The 20,641-nt window shown below is 61.0% G+C and carries 18 protein-coding genes; 11 read left to right on the top strand and 7 right to left on the bottom strand.

Annotated features, from left to right (window positions below):
- Positions 1-16 precede the first annotated feature (16 nt).
- The 4 genes from KYT97_RS05390 to KYT97_RS05375 all read left to right on the top strand — a co-directional run bounded on the left by KYT97_RS05390 (position 17) and on the right by KYT97_RS05375 (position 3,888).
- Positions 17-1,114, top strand: a complete 1,098-nt coding sequence (locus tag KYT97_RS05390; RefSeq protein ID WP_033231400.1) for an isocitrate/isopropylmalate dehydrogenase family protein — start codon at positions 17-19, stop codon at positions 1,112-1,114.
- 85 nt (positions 1,115-1,199) lie between these two features.
- The gene (locus KYT97_RS05385; RefSeq protein ID WP_371851299.1) at positions 1,200-2,174 is read left to right on the top strand and encodes an ABC transporter substrate-binding protein; all 975 of its coding nucleotides are present in this window, start codon (positions 1,200-1,202) and stop codon (positions 2,172-2,174) included.
- Complete coding sequence (locus tag KYT97_RS05380) at positions 2,174-3,130, top strand: amino acid ABC transporter permease (RefSeq protein ID WP_084702999.1); 957 nt, start codon at positions 2,174-2,176, stop codon at positions 3,128-3,130. Before KYT97_RS05385 ends, KYT97_RS05380 begins: the two co-directional genes overlap by 1 nt.
- Positions 3,127-3,888: an amino acid ABC transporter ATP-binding protein gene (locus KYT97_RS05375; RefSeq protein WP_033230826.1), complete on the top strand. Its 762-nt coding sequence runs from the start codon at positions 3,127-3,129 to the stop codon at positions 3,886-3,888. Before KYT97_RS05380 ends, KYT97_RS05375 begins: the two co-directional genes overlap by 4 nt.
- Before the next feature lie 3 nt (positions 3,889-3,891).
- Here KYT97_RS05375 and KYT97_RS05370 read toward each other — a convergent pair whose 3' ends face one another.
- Positions 3,892-4,737, bottom strand: a complete 846-nt coding sequence (locus KYT97_RS05370; protein WP_033230825.1) for a class I SAM-dependent methyltransferase — start codon at positions 4,735-4,737, stop codon at positions 3,892-3,894.
- 306 nt (positions 4,738-5,043) lie between these two features.
- Between KYT97_RS05370 and rpsA the strand changes: the two genes are divergently transcribed.
- Positions 5,044-6,531 (top strand): 30S ribosomal protein S1, encoded by a 1,488-nt coding sequence (rpsA, locus tag KYT97_RS05365; protein WP_033230824.1) that lies wholly within the window; start codon positions 5,044-5,046, stop codon positions 6,529-6,531.
- A gap of 186 nt (positions 6,532-6,717) precedes the next feature.
- Here rpsA and KYT97_RS05360 read toward each other — a convergent pair whose 3' ends face one another.
- Positions 6,718-6,939 carry a hypothetical protein gene (locus KYT97_RS05360; RefSeq protein WP_033230823.1) on the bottom strand — a complete coding sequence of 74 codons (222 nt, stop codon included), beginning with the start codon at positions 6,937-6,939 and terminating at the stop codon, positions 6,718-6,720.
- 152 nt (positions 6,940-7,091) lie between these two features.
- On the opposite strand from KYT97_RS05360, the gene coaE reads away from it, so the two are divergent.
- The gene (gene coaE / locus KYT97_RS05355; RefSeq protein ID WP_172936185.1) at positions 7,092-8,306 is read left to right on the top strand and encodes a dephospho-CoA kinase; all 1,215 of its coding nucleotides are present in this window, start codon (positions 7,092-7,094) and stop codon (positions 8,304-8,306) included.
- Positions 8,307-8,309: 3 nt separating this feature from the next.
- Here the strand turns inward: coaE and KYT97_RS05350 are convergent, their stop codons facing one another.
- Positions 8,310-8,828, bottom strand: a complete 519-nt coding sequence (locus KYT97_RS05350) for a ribonuclease FAU-1 family protein (protein WP_141484371.1) — start codon at positions 8,826-8,828, stop codon at positions 8,310-8,312.
- A gap of 72 nt (positions 8,829-8,900) precedes the next feature.
- Between KYT97_RS05350 and uvrB the strand changes: the two genes are divergently transcribed.
- The 3 genes from uvrB (at position 8,901) to KYT97_RS05335 (ending at position 12,598) form a co-directional block, all read left to right on the top strand.
- Positions 8,901-11,063 (top strand): excinuclease ABC subunit UvrB, encoded by a 2,163-nt coding sequence (uvrB, locus tag KYT97_RS05345; RefSeq protein WP_033230821.1) that lies wholly within the window; start codon positions 8,901-8,903, stop codon positions 11,061-11,063.
- Between the two features lie 46 nt (positions 11,064-11,109).
- On the top strand, positions 11,110-11,985 hold the full coding sequence (locus KYT97_RS05340; protein WP_033230820.1) for an SCO6745 family protein: 876 nt from the start codon (positions 11,110-11,112) through the stop codon (positions 11,983-11,985).
- A gap of 160 nt (positions 11,986-12,145) precedes the next feature.
- Positions 12,146-12,598, top strand: coding sequence for a universal stress protein (locus KYT97_RS05335; protein ID WP_033230819.1), 453 nt, complete (start codon positions 12,146-12,148; stop codon positions 12,596-12,598).
- 6 nt (positions 12,599-12,604) lie between these two features.
- Here KYT97_RS05335 and KYT97_RS05330 read toward each other — a convergent pair whose 3' ends face one another.
- From KYT97_RS05330 to KYT97_RS05320, 3 genes are all read right to left on the bottom strand, one after another.
- On the bottom strand, positions 12,605-13,087 hold the full coding sequence (locus KYT97_RS05330) for a hypothetical protein (protein ID WP_051730181.1): 483 nt from the start codon (positions 13,085-13,087) through the stop codon (positions 12,605-12,607).
- 50 nt (positions 13,088-13,137) lie between these two features.
- Entirely contained in the window at positions 13,138-15,420 is a 2,283-nt protein-coding gene (locus KYT97_RS05325) for a HelD family protein (RefSeq protein ID WP_141484370.1), read from the bottom strand.
- 134 nt (positions 15,421-15,554) lie between these two features.
- Complete coding sequence (locus KYT97_RS05320) at positions 15,555-16,424, bottom strand: DoxX family protein (protein ID WP_172936187.1); 870 nt, start codon at positions 16,422-16,424, stop codon at positions 15,555-15,557.
- A gap of 174 nt (positions 16,425-16,598) precedes the next feature.
- On the opposite strand from KYT97_RS05320, the gene KYT97_RS05315 reads away from it, so the two are divergent.
- Positions 16,599-18,077, top strand: a complete 1,479-nt coding sequence (locus KYT97_RS05315; RefSeq protein ID WP_172936188.1) for an FAD-dependent monooxygenase — start codon at positions 16,599-16,601, stop codon at positions 18,075-18,077.
- Here KYT97_RS05315 and KYT97_RS05310 read toward each other — a convergent pair whose 3' ends face one another.
- Positions 18,078-19,016 (bottom strand): DUF5996 family protein, encoded by a 939-nt coding sequence (locus KYT97_RS05310; protein ID WP_033230815.1) that lies wholly within the window; start codon positions 19,014-19,016, stop codon positions 18,078-18,080. It abuts the gene before it with no gap.
- A gap of 353 nt (positions 19,017-19,369) precedes the next feature.
- On the opposite strand from KYT97_RS05310, the gene KYT97_RS05305 reads away from it, so the two are divergent.
- The gene (locus tag KYT97_RS05305; RefSeq protein WP_033230814.1) at positions 19,370-20,632 is read left to right on the top strand and encodes an ABC transporter substrate-binding protein; all 1,263 of its coding nucleotides are present in this window, start codon (positions 19,370-19,372) and stop codon (positions 20,630-20,632) included.
- The last annotated feature ends 9 nt before the right edge of the window (positions 20,633-20,641 follow it).

The raw sequence follows: 20,641 nt of genomic DNA, 5'->3' as shown, positions 1-20,641 counted from the left end.
GGGTAATGATTGCCCGATGACAGGTACGAGTGCAATCGGATCATCGGGCCTGCGGCTGGGACTCATGCGCGGCGACGGAATCGGTCAGGATATCGTCCCGGCCACTCGGGAGATCGTGGACGGCGCAATGTCCTCGGTTCACGCCCAACCAGTGGAGTGGGTGGAACTGCCGCTCGGCTTCGAAGCCATCGACAGTCACGGGACACCCATTCCCGACGAGACACTCACCGCACTCGAGCAGCTACCCGGATGGATCCTCGGACCACATGACAGCGCGTCGTACCCGAGCGAGTTTCGTGGACAGCTGACGCCCGGCGGTGTGATCCGAAAGAAGTTCGAACTCTTTGCGAACATCCGTCCGGCCGCTGTTCTGAGCGGAGTGAAGGCGACCGTTCCGGGCATGGACTTGGTGATCGTCCGCGAGAACACCGAGGGGCTGTACGCAGACCGCAACATGGCTGTCGGTAGCGGTGAATTCATGCCGACGCCGGACCTCGCACTCTCGGTTGGCGTTTTCACCCGCGCAGCGTGCGAGCGAATAGCCCGAACGGCGTTCGCTCTGGCGACGCGTCGACGCAATCACGTCACCATCGTCCACAAAGCGAATGTCCTCACCCTCACCACCGGGCTTTTCCGCGATGCCTGCCGCACTGTGGCCGCCGATTTCCCTCATGTCGTTGTCGACGATGAACATGTCGATGCCATGGCCGCACTTCTGGTTCGGCGAGGTGGAGATTTCGATGTCGTAGTCACCGAGAACATGTTCGGCGACATCCTGTCAGACCTGGCAGGAGAGTTGGCCGGCTCGCTCGGGACAGCGCCGTCGATCAATGTCTCGGACACTCGAGTCATGGCGCAGGCTGCGCACGGAGCGGCGCCGGACATAGCGGGCAAGAACCGAGCCAACCCCACAGCCATGTTTCTCTCGAGTGCGATGATGCTGGACTGGCTGGCAGATGTCCGTCGCGAACCTGTGTTGTCGGCTGCGGCGCGTCGAATCAGAAATGCGGTGAACGCCACTATTTCCTCGGGAATCGCGACCGCTGACCTTGGCGGCCTTGCGTCCACCAGCGAATTCGCCGAAGTGGTGTACGCGCATACACTTCGTCGCTGATTCTTGTATCGCACGGGTGGGGAAGGAGTTCGGAATCGTTAGTCGAGGAAGTCCTGCCGTACCCTACCGTTCTACTGAATTTCGAATGAGCGTTGCTCGATGCGGCGATCGACGAGTGGAGAGCAGAGTCGTGGTCGGTGAAAACGCGCGAGCAAGAGTGTTTCGTCGCGGGGGAGTACGCATACATCTCGTTCGGCTCCTGTTGGTCGGCGTGATTGTCGCGCTCTGCGGGGGATGTGTGGTCAACGACGAAGGTCTTGTGCCGGAAGGTCCTCCACTCACGGTGCAGAAGGTGCCTGAGATTGCGGCGCTGTTGCCACTGAAGGTCGCTGAAACCGGCAAGCTCCAGATCGGGGTGAACATTCCCTACGCGCCCAACGAATTCAAGGACGCGGACGGCAACATCGTCGGATTCGACGTCGACTTGATGAAAGCTGTTGCGGCAGTGCTCGGAGTCGAGGCGGTCTTCAACCAAGCGGACTTCGACAAGATCATTCCCGCAATCCAATCGGGGAGCTACGACATGGGAATGTCGTCGTTCACCGATTCCAAGGAGCGCGAGAAGACGGTCGACTTCGTGACCTACTACAGCGCAGGCATTCAATGGGCGCAGCGCCCGGACAATCCTGTCGATCCGAACAATGCGTGTGGGCTGCGGGTCGCGGTGCAAACCACGACGACCGAGGACATCGACGAAGTGCCTGCGAAGAGCGAGGCATGTGTTGCCGCAGGCAAGCCGCCGATCGAGAAGGTCAAGTACGACAGCCAGGACGACGCGGCGAATGCGCTCATCCTCGGCCGAGTCGACGCACTGTCCGCGGACTCGCCGGTCACCGGCTACGCGATCAAGCGCAGCAAGGGCCGAATGGAAGCGGCGGGTGAGCCCTTCGATTCGGCACCGTACGGTTGGCCGATCGTCAAGGGCTCGGAGCTGGGTCCCGCACTTCAGCAGGCCATGCAGTACCTGATCGACAACGGCGTCTATCAACAGATCGCTCAGACGTGGAGCGTCGAGGCCGGCGTCATCGAAGTATCCAAGATCAACGGCGCGGAGAGCTGATGAACATGACAACAACCGAGAGTGGCGATCCGGCGCCGATCAAGGCGATCCCACTGCGCAGACCTGGTCGCTGGATAGCTGCGATCGTCGTAGTGGTGTTGTTCGGACTGTTCGTCTACGGGGCGGCGACCAACGACGCGTTCGGATGGGGAACCTACGGTCGGTATCTGTTCGACTCGCGAATCAGCGCGGCCGCGTGGAAGACCATCCAACTGACAGTGCTGTCGATGGTGATCGCGATAGTCCTGGGCGTGATTTTGGCTGTGATGAGGTTGTCACCCAACCCTGTCCTCAGGACAGCCGCTTGGGGGTATCTCTGGATTTTTCGTGGCACGCCCGTGTACGTCCAATTGGTGTTCTGGGGGCTGTTTCCGTCGATCTACAAGAGCCTCGATCTCGGTATCCCGTTTGTGCATCAGTTCGTGCACATCGATCTACAGGGAATCCAGGCGGCGTTCCTTTTTGCCGTCATCGGGTTGGCATTGAACGAAGCTGCCTACATGGCGGAAATCGTCCGAGCCGGAGTGAGTTCGGTCAACGAGGGACAGACCGAAGCATCCATCGCGTTGGGCATGACGTGGAGCCAGACCATGCGCCGAACGGTTCTCCCACAGGCAATGCGCGTGATTATCCCGCCGACGGGCAACGAGTTGATCAGCATGCTCAAGACGACGTCGCTGGTGTCCGCAGTTCCGTACAGCTTGGAGTTGTACGGTCGTGCCAGAGATATTTCGGGTGCAAACTTCGAGCCGATTCCACTGCTCATGGTTGCGGCAACCTGGTACCTCGCGATCACCAGCCTGCTGATGATCGGCCAGTTCTACGTCGAGCGGTACTACTCGAAGGGTGCCACGCGAGCACTGACCACACGCCAGCTTCAGGCGCTTGCCGATGCACAAGGCAACGCGACGGTAGTGGAGACACTCCCGGACACTCCCGGAGGAGAACGCAAATGACACCGATGGTCAAGGCAGATCGAGTGTGCAAGAACTTCGGCGCACTCCAGGTTCTCAAAGGCGTGTCACTCGAAATCGATCGTGGGCAGGTGCTCTGCCTGGTCGGTCCGTCCGGGTCGGGCAAGTCGACTTTCTTGCGCTGCATCAACCACCTCGAACAGGTCAATGCCGGACGCCTGTATGTCGACGGCGACCTTGTCGGTTACTCGGAGAAGAACGGCAAGCTTTACGAACTGCACCCACGGGCGGCGGCGAAGCAACGTCAGGACATCGGCATGGTGTTCCAGCACTTCAACCTGTTCCCGCACCGAACAGCGCTGGAGAACATCATCGAAGCGCCCACCCAGGTGAAGCGCGTGAGCAAGAAGAAGGCGATCGAGCGGGCAAAGGATCTGCTCGATCAGGTTGGTTTGAGCGCCAAGGCAAACGCATACCCCGCCCAGTTGTCCGGTGGACAGCAACAGCGCGTAGCCATTGCGCGGGCACTCGCGATGGACCCGAAACTGATGCTCTTCGACGAGCCGACGTCGGCTCTCGATCCGGAACTCGTCGGTGAAGTTCTGACAGTCATGAAACAACTCGCCAAAGACGGAATGACGATGGTCGTCGTCACTCACGAGATGGGCTTCGCCCGTGAGGTTGCCGATCAGCTGGTGTTCATGGACGGCGGAGTTGTCGTCGAATCCGGTGAGCCGCGACAACTTCTGGCCAACCCGCAGCAGGATCGCACCAAGGCATTCCTGTCGAATCTGCTGTAGCTCTCAGGGTTTGACGGCGCTGAATATCGCGGTGCCCGGAAAGAGCTGGCCGCGTAGGGGACTCCACTGTCCCCACTCGCGGTCCAGCCACTCCGGCCACTCCGGTTCGATGATGTCGTGAACCTGCAGGCCGGCCGCCACCAATTCGCGGACGCGGTCGCCGATCGTGCGGTGGTGCTCGACGTAGGTGGGCACGCCGTTGTCGTCGACCTCGACGTAGGGCGTTCGGTCGAAGTAGGGGAGTGTCGCAGTCAGTCCCTTGGGTCCAGGGTCGTCGGGGAAGATCCAGCGAATCGGATGGTTGACCGCAAACACCCACTTGCCGCCCGGCCGTAGAACTCGCGCTACTTCGTTCATCACTTGCTGCGAATCGGCCACGAACGGAACGGCTCCGAAAGCGGAGCAGACGATGTCGAAGCTCGCGTCGGCAAACGGCAGCAATTCGGCGCTCGCCTGGATCAGCGGTACGCGTGGTCCGCCGGCAGTCATAGCGTCGACTCCGCGCGAGAGCATGCCCATCGAAATGTCGAGTCCGACGGCGCGGGCGCCGTGACCGGCCAGCCACCGGGCGCAGGGTGCGGAGCCGCATCCCACTTCGAGGATGTCCTTGTCGACGATGTCGCCCAACAGGTGGTGATCGCCTTCGTGTAGACCCTCGGGGCACCAGACGAATTCACCGTCTGCGCTGTTCACGCCCAGAAACTCGCCATGAGTACGGTGGTAGTCCTCGGCGTCTGCGTCCCACCACGCGCGGCTGGCGCGGTCGCTCGCATCGGAGTCGACCCGGGCCCTGCCGACTCCGCTGGTCCCGAGAATGGAATTGGCGGCAGCGTGGCGATCGTCAGACATGTCGAACAGACTAGAGCGCTACCAGCGGCGACAGGGTACCCGGGTTTGCCCGCTCGCACCGCCGACGCGTAGTCTTACCCACGCGAGTGTCTGTCATTCAGTCGAATATCTGTACTAGGCCTTTACCGAGGCCTTGGATCGGCGTGAACGAGAGATCTTGCGGTGCGCCGTTCGGGTGCGGAATGTGTTTCGGTTTCCGGTTGTTAGTTTCTGTGCAACTGGGTACTGCATTCCGGTACCTCAATGTTGCATCTCGTCCGACAAAATCCATCAACCGACCACAACTCGTCCGGAGCAATTCAACATATGCCCTCCACAACCGTCACCTCGCCGCAGGTTGCCATTAACGACATTGGCTCTGCCGAGGACTTCCTCGCCGCCATCGACGCAACGATCAAGTACTTCAACGATGGCGACATCGTCGAAGGCACCATCGTCAAGGTCGACCGCGACGAGGTTCTGCTCGACATCGGTTACAAGACCGAAGGTGTCATCCCTTCTCGTGAGCTCTCCATCAAGCACGACGTCGACCCCAACGAGGTCGTCTCCGTGGGAGATGCGGTCGAGGCTCTCGTCCTCACCAAGGAGGACAAAGAAGGTCGACTGATCCTGTCGAAGAAGCGTGCTCAGTACGAGCGTGCCTGGGGCACCATCGAGGAGCTCAAGGAGAAGGACGAGGCCGTCAAGGGCACCGTCATCGAGGTCGTCAAGGGCGGCCTCATCCTTGACATCGGCCTTCGTGGCTTCCTCCCCGCCTCGCTCGTCGAAATGCGTCGTGTCCGCGACCTCCAGCCGTACGTCGGCAAGGAGATCGAGGCCAAGATCATCGAGCTCGACAAGAACCGCAACAACGTGGTCCTGTCGCGCCGTGCATGGCTCGAGCAGACTCAGTCCGAGGTTCGCAGCGAATTCCTGCACCAGCTCCAGAAGGGCCAGGTCCGCAAGGGCGTCGTGTCCTCCATCGTCAACTTCGGTGCATTCGTGGACCTGGGCGGCGTAGACGGTCTGGTTCACGTTTCCGAGCTGTCTTGGAAGCACATCGATCACCCGTCCGAGGTTGTCGAGGTCGGCACCGAGGTCACCGTCGAGGTTCTCGACGTCGACCTGGACCGCGAGCGCGTCTCCCTGTCGCTCAAGGCAACGCAGGAAGATCCGTGGCGTCAGTTCGCCCGCACGCACGCCATCGGCCAGATCGTGCCCGGCAAGGTCACGAAGCTGGTTCCGTTCGGTGCATTCGTGCGCGTCGAAGAGGGAATCGAAGGCCTCGTTCACATCTCGGAGCTGGCTGAGCGCCACGTCGAGGTTCCGGACCAGGTTGTCGGCGTCGGCGACGATGCACTCGTCAAGGTCATCGACATCGACCTCGAGCGTCGTCGTATCTCGCTGTCGCTGAAGCAGGCCAACGAGGATTACAACGCCGAGTTCGATCCGTCCAAGTACGGCATGGCCGACTCGTACGACGAGCAGGGCAACTACATCTTCCCCGAGGGCTTCGATCCCGAGACCAACGAATGGCTCGAGGGCTTCGACAAGCAGCGCGAAGAGTGGGAGAACCGCTACGCCGAGGCTGAGCGTCGTCACAAGATGCACACCGTTCAGATGGAGAAGACCGCTGCAGACGAGGCCGCTGAAGCTGCCACCGCTGCTGCCGGCTACTCCTCGGAGACGGCTTCTGCAGACGACGAAGAGGCTCCGGCCTCTGCAGGCTCCGCTCCGGCAGAGTCCGCTGGTGGATCGCTTGCAAGCGATGCACAGCTCGCCGCACTTCGCGAGAAGCTGTCGGGCAACGCATAAGGATTACTGCTTGATCTGATCAAGCGAGATCTGTGAAAGAACCCCGCGCCTGCGCAAGCAGGAGCGGGGTTCTTTTGTTGTGTGGCACAAGTATTCGCCTCACACCGGTTGTCGCCTGGGAGGAAATGCGACAGCCACCAGTCTGGCGACTGGTGGCTGTCGGGTGAAAGCTGCGGTGCTGCTAGGTCAAGCGGTGGTGGCCGGAGCCGGGACCCAATACGTCGCGGTGGCTTCGGCTGTGCGCTTGCGCATCGACGCGAAGCTGTGACGGCCCTGGCTCACGAGGACGGTGAACCACGTTCGCCGATGTTCGGCCAATGCAAAGGCAACCTCGGGAAATTCGATACAGTGCACGCCGTTCGGCATTCCGAGGCGATGCTGACCAAGATGGTCACGATCTGCTCGCATGGCGTCCACTTTCTCGAGAAGGTGCAGGGCGTTCGCTAGAACTTAACCACACGGATTGCCTTTATTGTGGTATTTGCGTCTGGAGTTGTGTGGCGTGTTCAATTTCAGGACTCGAATCTCGTGCGGTCAGCATAGGTGAGAGACTGTCCGTTGTGTTGAGAGTTGGCCTCACTGGAGGCATCGGAGCCGGCAAGTCGACTGTGTCGAAAATCCTCACCGAACTGGGAGCAGTGATCGTTGATGCCGATCTGATCGCCCGAGAGGTCGTAGAACCCGGTACTCCGGGGTTGGCTGCGTTGGCGCAGGCGTTCGGTGACGGCATCATCGCGCCGGACGGCACCCTCGATCGACCCGCGCTTGCGGCGTTGGCGTTTGCCGACGACGCTTCCCGCGGCACTCTCAATTCGATCCTGCATCCGTTGATCGGCCATCGTACGGCCGAAGCCATTGACGCTGCGCCAGCGAATTCTGTTCTGGTGCAGGACATTCCACTGCTTGTCGAAGCTGGAATGGCTCCGGCGTTCAATATGGTTGTCATCGTGTACGTCGACGCCGAAGAACGTGTCCGGCGGTTGGTCGAGTCACGTGGGATGCCCGAGAGCGATGCCAGGGCGCGAATCGCGGCGCAGGCGACCGACGATCAGCGCCGCGCCGTTGCGGACGTCTGGCTCGACAACAGCGGTGATCCAGGCGCCCTGGACGCTGTCGTCCGTGAACTGTGGGCCAATCGAATCGCACCGTTCGAGGAGAATCTGCGCACCGGAACAGCGGTTCGTGTACTTCCTGAGCTGAGCCCCGCGGATCCGCAGTGGCCGGTGCAAGCAACTCGCCTGATCAACCGGTTGGCGCTGCTGTGTGGTGATCGAGCCACGCGTATCGATCACATCGGTTCCACTGCCGTACCGGGACTCGACGCGAAGGACGTGATCGATCTTCAGATCACCGTCGAACACATCGGGATTGCGGACGACTTGGCCGCTGACCTTGCAACTGGTGGTTTTCCGCGTCTCGAGAACATCGTCGCGGACGATCCGAAACCTGCCTATGTCGGGGGTGAAACCGATCCGAGCGTGTGGGCGAAGCGGATTCATGCCAGCGCAGATCCGGGTCGGCCGGTGAACATCCATATTCGTGTCGACGGTTGGCCGGGCCAGCAATTTGCCGTGTTGTTCCGTGACTGGCTGCGGGCGGATGACGACGCCCGTGCGGAGTATGCCGCGTTGAAGGTCCGGGCCGCGGAGCACGCGTCCGGAATAGATGATTACGACAAGGCGATGGATGCGTACCTCGCGGTCAAGACACCCTGGTTCGACGCGGCGTTCCACCGTGCGTGGGAATGGGCAGACAAGTCGGGTTGGACGGCCTGACGCCTACCGCCAGGTGATCGGCATGCCCAACGACGACAGCCACGCGCCGAGATCGTGACCGTGGGCGGCAATGCCGTCGATGGTGCGGGCAGCGATCAGCATGGCCTGTTCGGACGTCTGGGCGTCGAGTATTCCGGATGCGTGCGCTTCCAGGAGTTCGTCGACGTCGAGTAGTTCGGTGCTGCGGCCGGTCTGCACAATCAGATCGAGATAGTGGTCTTCGGATCTCCATGCGTGCTCACCACGCGTGAATGTGCCGATGTCGATGTAGTGATCCTGGTCCCGTTCGTGCCCCGGCGTGAAGTGGAAGATCGACGCTCGGATTCCGATGTCGGGAAGTATCCACGACTCCAGGTAGTGGAATTGTGGATGGTCTGCGTGTCGGCCCATGTACAGGCCCCATGGCTCTTCGCGGTAGGTTTCGACCTGGCGAACGAAGCCCTTGGGGTCGATGTTGGTTCGGGCCTCGAGGTCGAAAGTTTCGACTTTGGGCGGGTGAATGTGAATACGTGCTTCGCTCATGTTGCATGAACCTACCGCTGCGACGAGCTTGTGCCCACGCATGATGTCGGTGGGTGCGCATACCCTGGTTTCATGGCGTTTGCTTCCGAACATCCAGTCGTCGCACATTCCGAGTTTCGTCCGGTCAGCGACATCGAGCGCTCTGACGGCCGCTTCGAGGTCGTCAGTGAATACGAGCCTGCCGGCGATCAGCCCGCTGCCATTGCCGAGCTCGAGAAACGGCTCAACGAGGGCGAGAAGGACATAGTCCTACTTGGTGCCACCGGCACCGGCAAATCTGCGACGACCGCCTGGCTGATCGAGCGCGTGCAGCGGCCGACGCTGGTGATGGCACCGAACAAGACCTTGGCTGCTCAGTTGGCCAACGAGCTTCGCGAGATGTTGCCGAACAACTCGGTTGAATACTTCGTCTCGTATTACGACTACTACCAGCCTGAGGCATATATCGCTCAGACGGACACGTATATCGAGAAAGACTCGTCGGTCAACGACGACGTCGAACGCCTGCGTCACTCCGCGACGTCGAGCCTGCTCTCGCGACGGGACGTTGTTGTGGTCGCGTCCGTGTCGTGCATCTACGGTCTCGGTACACCGCAGTCTTACCTCGATCGCTCCATCTCGCTCGAAGTGGGCGTCGAGGTTCCGCGTGATGCGTTTCTGCGCCTCCTGGTCGACGTGCAGTACAACCGCAACGATGTTGCGTTCACCCGTGGTTCGTTCCGCGTCCGGGGTGACACGGTTGAAATCATCCCGTCGTACGAGGAGTTGGCGGTTCGGATCGAGTTCTTCGGCGACGAGATCGAGGCGCTGTACTACCTTCATCCGCTCACCGGCGACATCGTCCGGAAAGTGGATACGGTTCGGATATTCCCCGCGACCCACTATGTTGCCGGGCCCGAGCGTCTCGAGCGTGCGGTCAAGGACATCGAGGCAGAACTCGAACAACGACTCGAAGAGTTGGAGGGCAAGGGCAAACTGCTCGAGGCGCAGCGGCTACGGATGCGAACGCAGTACGACTTGGAGATGATCAAACAGGTCGGATTCTGCTCCGGAATCGAGAACTATTCACGGCACATCGACGGCCGTGGACCTGGCACCGCGCCGGCTACGCTAATCGACTACTTCCCCGAGGATTTCCTCCTGGTCATCGACGAGTCGCATGTGACCGTTCCACAGATCGGCGCCATGTACGAGGGTGACATGTCGCGTAAGCGCAACCTGGTGGAGTTCGGTTTCCGCCTGCCGTCGGCGACGGATAACCGGCCGCTGACGTGGGAAGAATTCAGTCAGCGCATCGGTCAGACCGTCTACCTGTCGGCAACGCCAGGCAAGTACGAGTTGGGGCAAGCCGGCGGTGAGTTCGTCGAGCAGGTGATTCGTCCGACAGGTCTCGTCGATCCCGAGGTGATCGTCAAGCCGACCAAGGGGCAGATCGACGACCTGGTTCACGAGATCCGGGAACGCGCGGCAAAGGACGAGCGAGTCCTTGTCACGACATTGACCAAGAAGATGTCGGAAGATCTCACCGATTATCTGCTCGAACTCGGAATTCGGGTTCGCTATCTGCACTCCGACATCGACACGTTACGTCGCGTCGAACTGCTGCGGCAGTTGCGACTGGGGGAGTACGACGTCCTGGTCGGTATCAACCTTCTGCGTGAGGGCCTCGACCTTCCCGAGGTGTCGCTGGTTGCGATTCTCGATGCCGACAAGGAGGGCTTCCTGCGGAGTTCCACCAGCCTTATCCAGACCATCGGCCGCGCTGCTCGTAACGTGTCCGGCCAGGTTCACATGTACGCGGACAAGATCACTGCGTCCATGGCCCAGGCAATCGAAGAGACCGAGCGTCGCCGTGAGAAGCAGGTCGAATACAACAAGAAGATGGGGGTTGATCCCCAGCCTCTCCGCAAGAAGATCGCCGACATCCTCGATCAGGTCTACGAGGAGGCCGAGGACACTGCTGCGTCCGTCGACATCGGTGGTTCCGGACGTAACGCGACGCGTGGCCGTCGAGCGCAGGGCGAAGCAGGCCGCGCGGTCAGTGCAGGGGTGTACGAAGGCCGCGACACCAAATCGATGCCCCGGGCCGAATTGGCAGACCTGGTCAAGGAACTCACAGATCAGATGATGAATGCCGCCCGGGACTTGCAGTTCGAGTTGGCCGGTCGTTTGCGTGACGAAATCTCGGATCTCAAGAAGGAGCTTCGAGGCATGGACGCGGCCGGTTTGAAGTAGTTCGGTGGGATGTGTGTGAATCGGGAACGCCCGCTACGGTTCACATATGGATGCACAGACTGCCGGCAAGACCGGCCGTACTCTCGAACTTCTCCATTCGTTGGCTTACTTCGTTCCGGAGACGGAAAAGGAATTGGTTGCGCTTGGGCTCGAGCCGGGCCGGATGGTGTACTTCGCGGGTCGCGCTGCGCCCTTGGGTACTCCACCCGCCACCGTCGTGACGTCGGCGTTCTACAACTTCAATCCGGAGTTGGTCGCCAGCGTGATTCCGCGCGCGTGGGACCTCGCGAAACCGTCGGAGATTGTTGCTGCGCGCTACCGCGCCATCGACGCCGCGTACGTTCGTCTCCTCGGCGAAGAGGTGACGTCGTCACAGGACATGGCTGAAGCTGCCGAGTTGATTTCCATTGCAGCGCGGAACATCCCCGGCGTCGAGGGGCGTCCGCTGTACGCCGGTTGGGCTTCCGTCGAGTGGCCGACCGTGCCGCACCTCGCGTTCTGGCACGCACTGACTTTGCTGCGGGAGTACCGCGGTGACGGACACATCGCCGCACTGCAGACTGCCGGACTGAACGGGTTGGAAGCCTTGATCACCCACACCGCCACGGGTATCGGATTCCAGCAGAAGTTTGCTCAGAGTCGTCGCGGGTGGTCTGCCGAGCAGTGGGCGCAAGGTGTCCAGGATCTTCAGGATCGAGAGTTGCTCGATCGTAAGTCGGGAGCACTGACCGAGGACGGGCAGGAACTGCGCGACGTCGTGGAGGACTTGACGGACGATCTGGCTTTGGCGCCGTGGGACGCCTTGGGCGAATCCGGAGCAGACAGGCTTCTCGAACTGGCAGCGCCGTGGCGTGCTGCACTGACTGAACAGGACGTGTTTCCCGCAGCGCTTTTCGGTCCGCGATTCGGAAACCTGCGCTGATCCGGAATTCAGTGTAATTTTTTTGATGTGACTGCAGATCACATTCACTGCGGTCTTGTGGCGTGTATGGCAATTGGCACTATCGCTGCGCTCTGCCCGCTAATGTCAGCAGCGCTGACTTTCCCGTAACCGCTGACTATCTCGTAACCATGGAGGATGAATGAGTGCCTACCGGACCGTTGTCGTAGGAACCGATGGCTCCGAGTCGTCACTGAAAGCAGTCGACCGGGCCGCAAGCATTGCAGCCGATGCCAGTGCGCAATTGATTATCGCGTGCGCGTACTACCCGGCAGACCCCAAGGACGTCAGCGCTGCGGCAGATGTACTCGGCGACGAGGCATACCAGGTCACAGGTTCGACACCTACCTACGAAATCCTCCGAACGGCTCGGGAGCGCGCACATGCTGCCGGCGCGGAGAAGGTCGTGGAACGGGCAATCGTCGGAGCGCCCGTCGAGTCGTTGCTCGCCTTGCTCGACGAGGTCGAGGGTGATCTGTTGGTCATCGGTAACCGTGGACTCAACACACTGACCGGGCGTCTACTCGGATCGGTACCGTCGGATGCTGCACGAAAGGCAACATCCGACGTCCTGATCGTTCATACCGTTCGCTGAAAGTTCTCAGCAGTACTCGGTCTCGGCCGCGTCGACGATCACGGTTCCCAATCGATAGGGATCGGCACTGATCGGCGATGCGGCCGAACTGTTTTCGGTGCTCTCCACGTCTTGGAGTTGGCCAGGTCGGCTGGTGGCGCCGTTGTGCGTCACGCTGCGCAAATTCTCGATGATCATCGTTCGATCCGTGCCCACCGCCAACTGGCGGCAGATTCCGTCCCCGAGTGCTTGCAGGGTGTCGTCGGTAAGCGGTGTGGTGACGCCGTCTGCCGTGATCGCGTCCCGGAACCGTTCGAGTGCCTGAAGCTCGGGTGAGTCGGCCGTGGCAGTGGCAGGTGCGGCGCCGTCGGCGGTATCCGACGGCGAAGACTCGGCCTGAGCGCATCCGATCAGCGTCCCGGCGCACAGGCCGATCAGCGCAGCTCCGACGACCTGTGGGCGGCGACGGAGTAGCCACTGCGGCATGCGTGCGGCGATCGGAGCGGTCACGAGAAGATTTCCTTCAGTAGAAGTGGCACGAGAGAACCTACTCGGTCGCATCACATCACGGGTGTGAATGCAGCTTCGGCGATGTTGTCGAGCACAGCCGGAAGCGATTCGACGTGAATGATGCCGAGCCGCTGTGTTGCTCGGGTCAGTGCGACGTACAGGTCATTCATGCCACGCGGCGATTCCTCGAGGATATCCGAGGGTTCGACGATGAAAACGGTGTCGAATTCCAGGCCCTTGACGTCCTTGACGGAGAGCACGCTGACAGAGTCGCCGGCGAGGCCGGACAGGTTCTTCACCGTCTCGTGCCCGGCGATCACCGCAGTCAAGCCTGCGTGAGACTCGTGCTCGATGCAGCGACGCACCGTTTCCTGGAGATTCTCCGCTGTGGTTTTCAGTGACCACGGTGCAAAACCGCTATCTCTGACCGACCGGGGTACTGCTTGCGTGGGATCGATTTCCTCGAGCACCCGGTGTGCCACATCCATGATTTCCGACGGGGTTCGGTAGTTCACGGTCAGCTGCGTGAGCTTCCACCGCTTTGCGACGTATGGTTCGAGGATTGTCTGCCATGACGACGTGCCGGCGGGATCACCCGTCTGCGCAGTGTCGCCCACCAACGTCATCCAGCGATTCGGTATGCGGCGCATCAACATTCGCCACGCCATGGCCGACAACTCCTGAGCCTCGTCGACGATTACGTGACCGTACGTCCAGGTTCGATCACCCGCGGCGCGCTCGGCAGTGGTCTGATGCTGGCCCAAATCGTGACGCTGCGCGAGTTGACTGGCGTCGATCAGGTCGTAGGCCATCAGGATTTCGGGGTCCATCTCGTCTTCGAGATCCTGTGGCGCCGACCCTGTCAGAATATCGAGAGCGCCCTGTGCGTCGGCAATCTGAGCGCGCCATTGTCGTTGTGCCCGTTCGCGTTCAGCGGCGTCGTCAACGCCGAGAATTTCGGCCAGCTCGTCGAGTAGCGGCGCGTCCGCGGCACTGAATCCGGGGCCGACGCTCTGCAACAATTCCGAGCGCTGGTTGTCGTCGAATTGTGGAGCGGCTTTTTCCAGTCGTCTCGGTGACGTCCAGAGTTCGGCGAGAATCTGTTGCGGCGACAACTCGGGCCATAGTGAGCCGATTGCGGACATGATGTCGGCGTCTTCGCGCATTTCGTCACGGATGTCGGCGATGTCGTCTCGACTCAGGAGCGAACCGCCGTCCACCAGATTTCCGCCGATGATCTCGGCCATCTGTAGAGCCAGCGCTTCGATGACCGCTGATACGAAGATCGGCCTGGCCAAGTTGTGCGGCCGGCGGGACGAGCGGGCACGGCCACGGGCCTTGGTGACTGTCTTTCGATCCAGCTTCAGGTCGTAGGTGTCGAATCGGAGAACAATCGGCGATGACGGTACTTCCTGGCGATCACGGACAGCGTTCTTGAGTACTTCGAGGATGTCGAGTGAACCCTTGATCTCACCGGCCGCAAGCGAATCGATTCGTGTTGCGCGCACTCCGGGATACAGGTCGCCGATGGTGGAGAGTAGAACGCCGGTTTCACCAAGTGACGGGAGCACCTGACTGATGTAGTCGAGGAACGTTGCGTTAGGGCCGATGATGAGTACTCCGGCCTTCGCCAATTGCTGGCGATAGGTGTAGAGCAGGAACGCCGCACGGTGGAGCGCCACAGCGGTTTTGCCGGTACCGGGGCCACCCTGAACCACGAGCACACTCTTGTGTTCGGATCGGATGATCGAATCCTGCTCGGTCTGGATGGTTTCGACGATGTCGTTCATCTGGCCCGTGCGGGCGGCGTTCAATGCGTCGAGTAGCGCGCTCTCGCCGGCTACGCCACCGGCTTCGGTGACAACGCCGGCAGCGCGAGCTGCGTCGAGGTCGAGGTATTCGTCGTTGATTCCGGTGACCGCGCGGCTACGGCTACGGATGTGGCGTCGACGCTTCACGCCCTCAGGCGCCGCTGGTGTCGCGAGGTAGAACGGGCGGGCCATCGGGGCGCGCCAGTCGAGGAGGAGCGTCTCGTAGTCGTTCTCGGTGTCGAGAATTCCCAGGCGGCCGACGTAGCGATGTTCGTCGTCGAAATCGATTCTGCCGAAGCACAGTCCATTTTCGGCTGCGTCGTACTTGGCTAGATCCTCGGTGTACATCGCGTTGAACGATTCGCGTTCACTGCGTGCCTGCGGGGTTCCACCGCTTTCCAGCAAGACGGTGCTCAGGCGCGATTTGGCATGCTTCCGGAGCTCGTCGAGACGGGAATACAGCATCGTCACGTACTGCTGCTCGAGCTGTTGCTCGGTGTGTGACGGGTCCGCGTCGGGCAAGGGTTCTCCTAGGCTTGGTGAAAGAAGTTCGAGCACCGCAAAAGTGCCAAGACAGTCTAGTTCGCTTAGGTGAATGGGGTGTATCCAACGAGGTCAGGCCACCCGAGGGTGGCCTGACCGGACGTGTGATTGTGTCAGTGCGTCAATTCGTCGCGCTTCTCGCGGGCCTTCGCCAGGGCGATTTCGGCGCGTTTGCGAGCTCGCTTGCCGAGGACCTCGGACTGCTCGGATGCAGTCTCGGCCCATTCGTTGCTTTTTTCGAGCGCAAGTTCTGCAAACTCGGCGCTGCGCTTGCCGGCTAACTCCGCCAGTTCGGACCCACGCTCGCGGGCCGTTTCTGCCAGTTCCGCCCCGCGCTTCTGGGCAACCTCGAGAATCTCGGGGCCTCGTTCCTTTGCGATCTCGAGCAATTCGGCACCGTGAACCTTCGCAGCTTCGGCTAGCTCGGTCCCACGCTCCGAAGCAACGGCGAGGGCGTGCTCGAGGCGTTCCCCGGTGTGCTCGTCGTGGTTCGCGGCTGCCAAGGGCAGCGTCGCCGCGATCGAGGCCTGCGCCTTCCTGGCGGCGCGGCGACCGCGCCAGCTGAGTGACGGTTTGCCCTCGGTGTCGACGGCGGCGATCATCAGGCCGCCGAGCAGACTGACGTTCTTGATGAAGTTGGTGCGTTGCATCGCACGAAGCGTGGGGTCCGACTCGTTCCAGAAATCATGGCCTGCAATTGTGGTGGGGATCAGGCTTCCCGCCAGTGCCAACGACGCGATGCGTGGAGCCTTTCCGGTTGCCAGCAATGCTCCACCACCGATCTGGATTACTGCGTTGAGCTTGATCAAAGTCTCTGGGTCTGCGGGCATTTTTTGTGTCACCGCGCCGGGGAGTGTTTCCACTGATTTGTCGATCAGCGGAGTTGCTTTTGCCGCGCGTTGCGCAGGATTGCGGAGCGCATCGATCCCCCCGGCAATGAAAATGGTGGAAAGTAGTGGACGAGCAATTCGACGTACCAGCATGTTCCAAGCCTCCCGATGTAGGTCCTTTCCACACTAGCGATCAGAACGAAACCTGGGACAGGTTACGTTTTGCCGGCCGCTGTGGGAAGACTGCAAAAACCGCGTCCATCAGCGAAGAATTAACCGAAACTCGGCTGCGACACACCTTGGGACGACGGCGTGGGAGGTTTGACGATGGATCGCAACGTCGACGTAGTGGTGGTCGGTGGTGGCCCAGCAGGTATGACCGTGGCTGGTGATCTTGCGCGGCTGGGGCGCTCGGTGGCTGTAGTGGAGAAGTGGCCGACGATCAACCCGTCCAGCCGGGCGTTTGCAACGATGGCGCGAACACTGGAGTTGCTCGACGCGCGTGGACTCGCCGACCAGCTACTTGCGACCAGCACGACCACCCCGGGGATCAACCTTTTCAAGGGTGCAAAGCTGGACCTCACCCACCTGAGATCTCGCTACCGGTTCGCCATGATTACCCCGCAGACCAACGTCGACCAAGCCCTCGAACTCTATGCCAAGGACCAGGGAGCAGACATTCACCGTGGTATCGCGCTTGTCGATCTCGTTCAGGACGACGCCGGAGTCACCCTCACTGCTCGTGCCAAAGACGATGACAACCCTTCGTCCACGATGACGTGGCGCGCCGAATACGTCGTTGGGGCGGACGGCGCCCACAGTACGGTTCGCGGTCTGGTCGGGATGGATTTCCCCGGGAAATCCGTGCTGTCGTCAGTGGTGTTGGCTGACGTGAAACTGACCGCCGGACCGCACGACGGTGGCCTCACGCTGGGGGACACTCCACGTGAGTTCGGATTCCTCGCGCCCTACGGGAAGGAGGAGAGCGACGGTGCGTGGTATCGCTCGATGACCTGGGATCGACAGCGTCAGGTTCCCGATAGCGATCCGGTGGGCGAGGCCGAGATCGTGGGTGCGCTGAACCGGGCCATGGGACGCGATGTGGGCGTCGTCGACGTTGGCTGGCATTCGCGTTTCCATTGCGACGAGCGTCAGGTTCGCGACTATCGCAGCGGCAGGGTGTTTCTGGTGGGCGACGCAGCGCACGTGCACTCGCCGATGGGCGCACAAGGAATGAACACCGGAATTCAAGATGGTGTGAACCTGGCCTGGAAACTCGGCGCTGTATTGGCGGGTGCCGACGATTCGATCCTGGATACCTATCACCGCGAGCGGCACCCGATCGGGAAGCAAGTGGTTCGGCGGTCGGGGCTGATGATGCGCGCCGTCACCTTGCATCCGCGCCCAGTCAGGTTCATGCGCGATCGCCTTGCTGCGCATATTCTGTCGATCCCGAAGGTGCGTGACCTCGTCGCCGGCAGTTTTGCAGGCACTGAGCTACGTTATCCCCCGCCGGACGGACAGAGTGATCTGGTCGGGACTCGTGCGACGGAAGTGCCGCTACACGAAGGGCGACTCACGGAACTGCAGCGCCTGCCGGGTTTTGCTCTCATCCGTGAGCGCGCGAACACCTCGACGATGCAGAAACCGGGACCAGATCTACTCGTCGAAGCGCAACGCATGGACGACGGACCGGCGCTACTGGTCCGGCCCGACGGTTACGTAGCGTGGGCAGGGAGTTCTACTTCTCGAGAGGGAGAAGAGGGTTGGCCGGCAGCGCTGTCGCGGTGGACCGTAGCGCGATAGTTATCGCCGCGATCCCCAGCGATGGGGGTCGCTCTCCAACGAGGCTCTGTCCCAGCGCCCCGAATCGGCGGCAGCAGCGTAGGTGGTCTGTAGAAACGCAAGCAGTGTCGCGTCCGGGTCGGTGGCCGTCCGGACTGCTTCGTACGGCAGAAGAAACTGACCGAAATCGTTGCTGTAGAACGCTGCCGACGGTTCGACGCGATAACCCTCGAACGCAGCAGGTGCGGGGTACGAGTACGAGTAGAACGCGCCTTCCTCGCCGCCGCCGGGCCAGAAGCCGCAGCTGCTCAATTCGTGAGAGTAACCTTCCACCATCACCCAGTCGCCACAGTTGGGGGCTCCCCCTGGATGTGGTGGCGCAGTGCGTCCGGAGAATCGTGTACAGGCGAGGTCCATTGCGCCCCAGAAGAAATGGACCGGAGATACCTTTCCGATGAATCCCGCACGGAACGACGCGATGACGCGGTCGGCCTGAACGAGTTGGCGCCAGAACAAGTGGACGGCTTCGGCGTCGTAGGAGCAGTGGACGTGATCGTCGGCAAACGGAAGCGCCGGCTCGACTTCATTCGGTGTTGGCTGAATTTCCACTGAAATGCCCAGGGCGCGTAGTGCTTCCATCGTGCGTGCATAGAACGTCGATACCGATTGAGGTTCGAGTGGAATCTCGTGTGACGCCCCGGAGCTATCGCGGATGCGTAGCTGGTGTTCGCAGAAATCGAACTCGATATCGAAAATGCGGTCGCCGTAGGGGATGGACGATGTGGTCAACCCTCGCGGAGTGACATAGAGCGTGACCTGCCACCAGTGGTTGACCAGTGGTGAACATGCGAGTCGGATCTTTCCCACGATCTGCACCCACATGTGCAGGGTGTCGCGCGTGTCGGTCCAGTCGTTCACACGCAGTGCTGGCCAATCCGCCGGCGTGTTGGATGTTGTCATTTGACGTCCTCCGCACTCGATCGGTAATCGGGCCTACTTCGGAGTCTGGCACGGGTGGGTTCGACATGCACGCAACCGATGACGTGACATAGCTCCGCTGAAATCTATTGGTACGTACCTATAGCTGACGAATGTGGATCGCAAATTTGGCTTTGAGCTGCATATTTCAATTCAGACCGAAAATTATTTGGTACGCACCTTGACTTGTGAACTGGCTCACGCTTATATCTAAACCTGAACTTAGATTTATATCTGACGCGAAATGACTGCGTCCTGGCTGCCGGCTCGGATTGTCGGTGTGCCACAACCGCTTGCCCTGTTTCATCCCGTCCACCAACTGTCCTGGAGAACGAATGAAGAACAAGCTCAAGGTCCTCGGTCCGACGCTAGTGATCGCACTTGCCATCGCCGGCTGCTCCTCGAAGGCGACCGACAATGCCGACTCGGGAGAATCGGGCGGCGTGAAGGCAGGCGTCGGCGTGACGTCCGATGCCATCACCCTCGGTGCGCTGGTCCCTCTCAGTGGACCGATCGGCGGTCTTGGCCAGGACGGGGTTGCAGGCATCCAACTGTGGTTCGACAAGGTCAATGCCGGCGGTGGAGTCTGCGATCGTGAATTGCGGATCGAATCGCGTGACAACAAGTACAACTCGCAGGAGACGATGACGCAGTACACGTCGCTGCGGACGGATATCGCGGGAATTGTCAATCTGTCGCCGGGAACTGACGCGGTGACGCTCGGGCCCAAGCTCGCTCAGGACGGACTCGCCGTATTGGCAGGTTCGTACGATCCGGTGCTCCTGACCGTGCCGCAGGCCTTCATGCCGGGGGCGCCGTACGACGTCGAAGCTGTCAACGGTGTTGCCTACCTCGTGGAGAAAGGGATCCTCAAGGAGGGCGACACGATCGGTGTCATCGCGTATCCCAACGGCATCGGTGTAGCGGTGACAAACGGGGTGGCCGGTGCAGCGCAACAGTTCGGTCTGAAGGTGGAGAACACAAAGATCGACAGCACGGCTACCGACGCGACCGCGCAGGTCAACACTTTGCGCCAGGCGGGTGCCAAGGCGATAGTCATGGGCACCGCGAGCGCACAAACCGTTTCGGCTGCTGCTGTCGCGAAGGCCGGCGGATACGACGTCGTGATTCAAGCCACCAACTTGCTGTCAAGTGGCGACCTGGCGGGGCCGGCCCGTGATGCGCTTGTCGATCACGTTGTCCTGACCTCGAACAGTGCACCGTTCAGTTCTGATGCGGCGCCGGTCCAGGAACTTCTCGCCGCCTGGGAGGCCAAGTACGGCGACCGCGCGGCAACCGCACCTGCTGCCGCCGGGTATCTGATGGCGCAACTGCTCGAAAAGGGCCTGAACCAGGCGTGTGAGGACAAGGATCTGACTCCGCAGGGCATCACCACAGCCATGAGCAAAGTGGGAGTAATCGACACCGACGGTCTCGCTGTCGACCTCGATTTCTCCAACCCAGGAACGGCGCCGTCGCTGGAGTCGTTCATTCTCGTGCCGGATCCGAATGCCAAGGGTGGAACCGTGATTGCGCAGACTCCCACCGCCAGCGCCGCTGCAGTGAAGTACGCCGCCGACAAGAGCTACACCAAGTGAGTGTAGGAC

This window comes from Rhodococcus globerulus, assembly GCF_019334125.1.
Lineage (GTDB): Bacteria > Actinomycetota > Actinomycetes > Mycobacteriales > Mycobacteriaceae > Rhodococcus_F > Rhodococcus_F globerula.
This window is presented reverse-complemented; position numbering and strand designations above follow the sequence as displayed.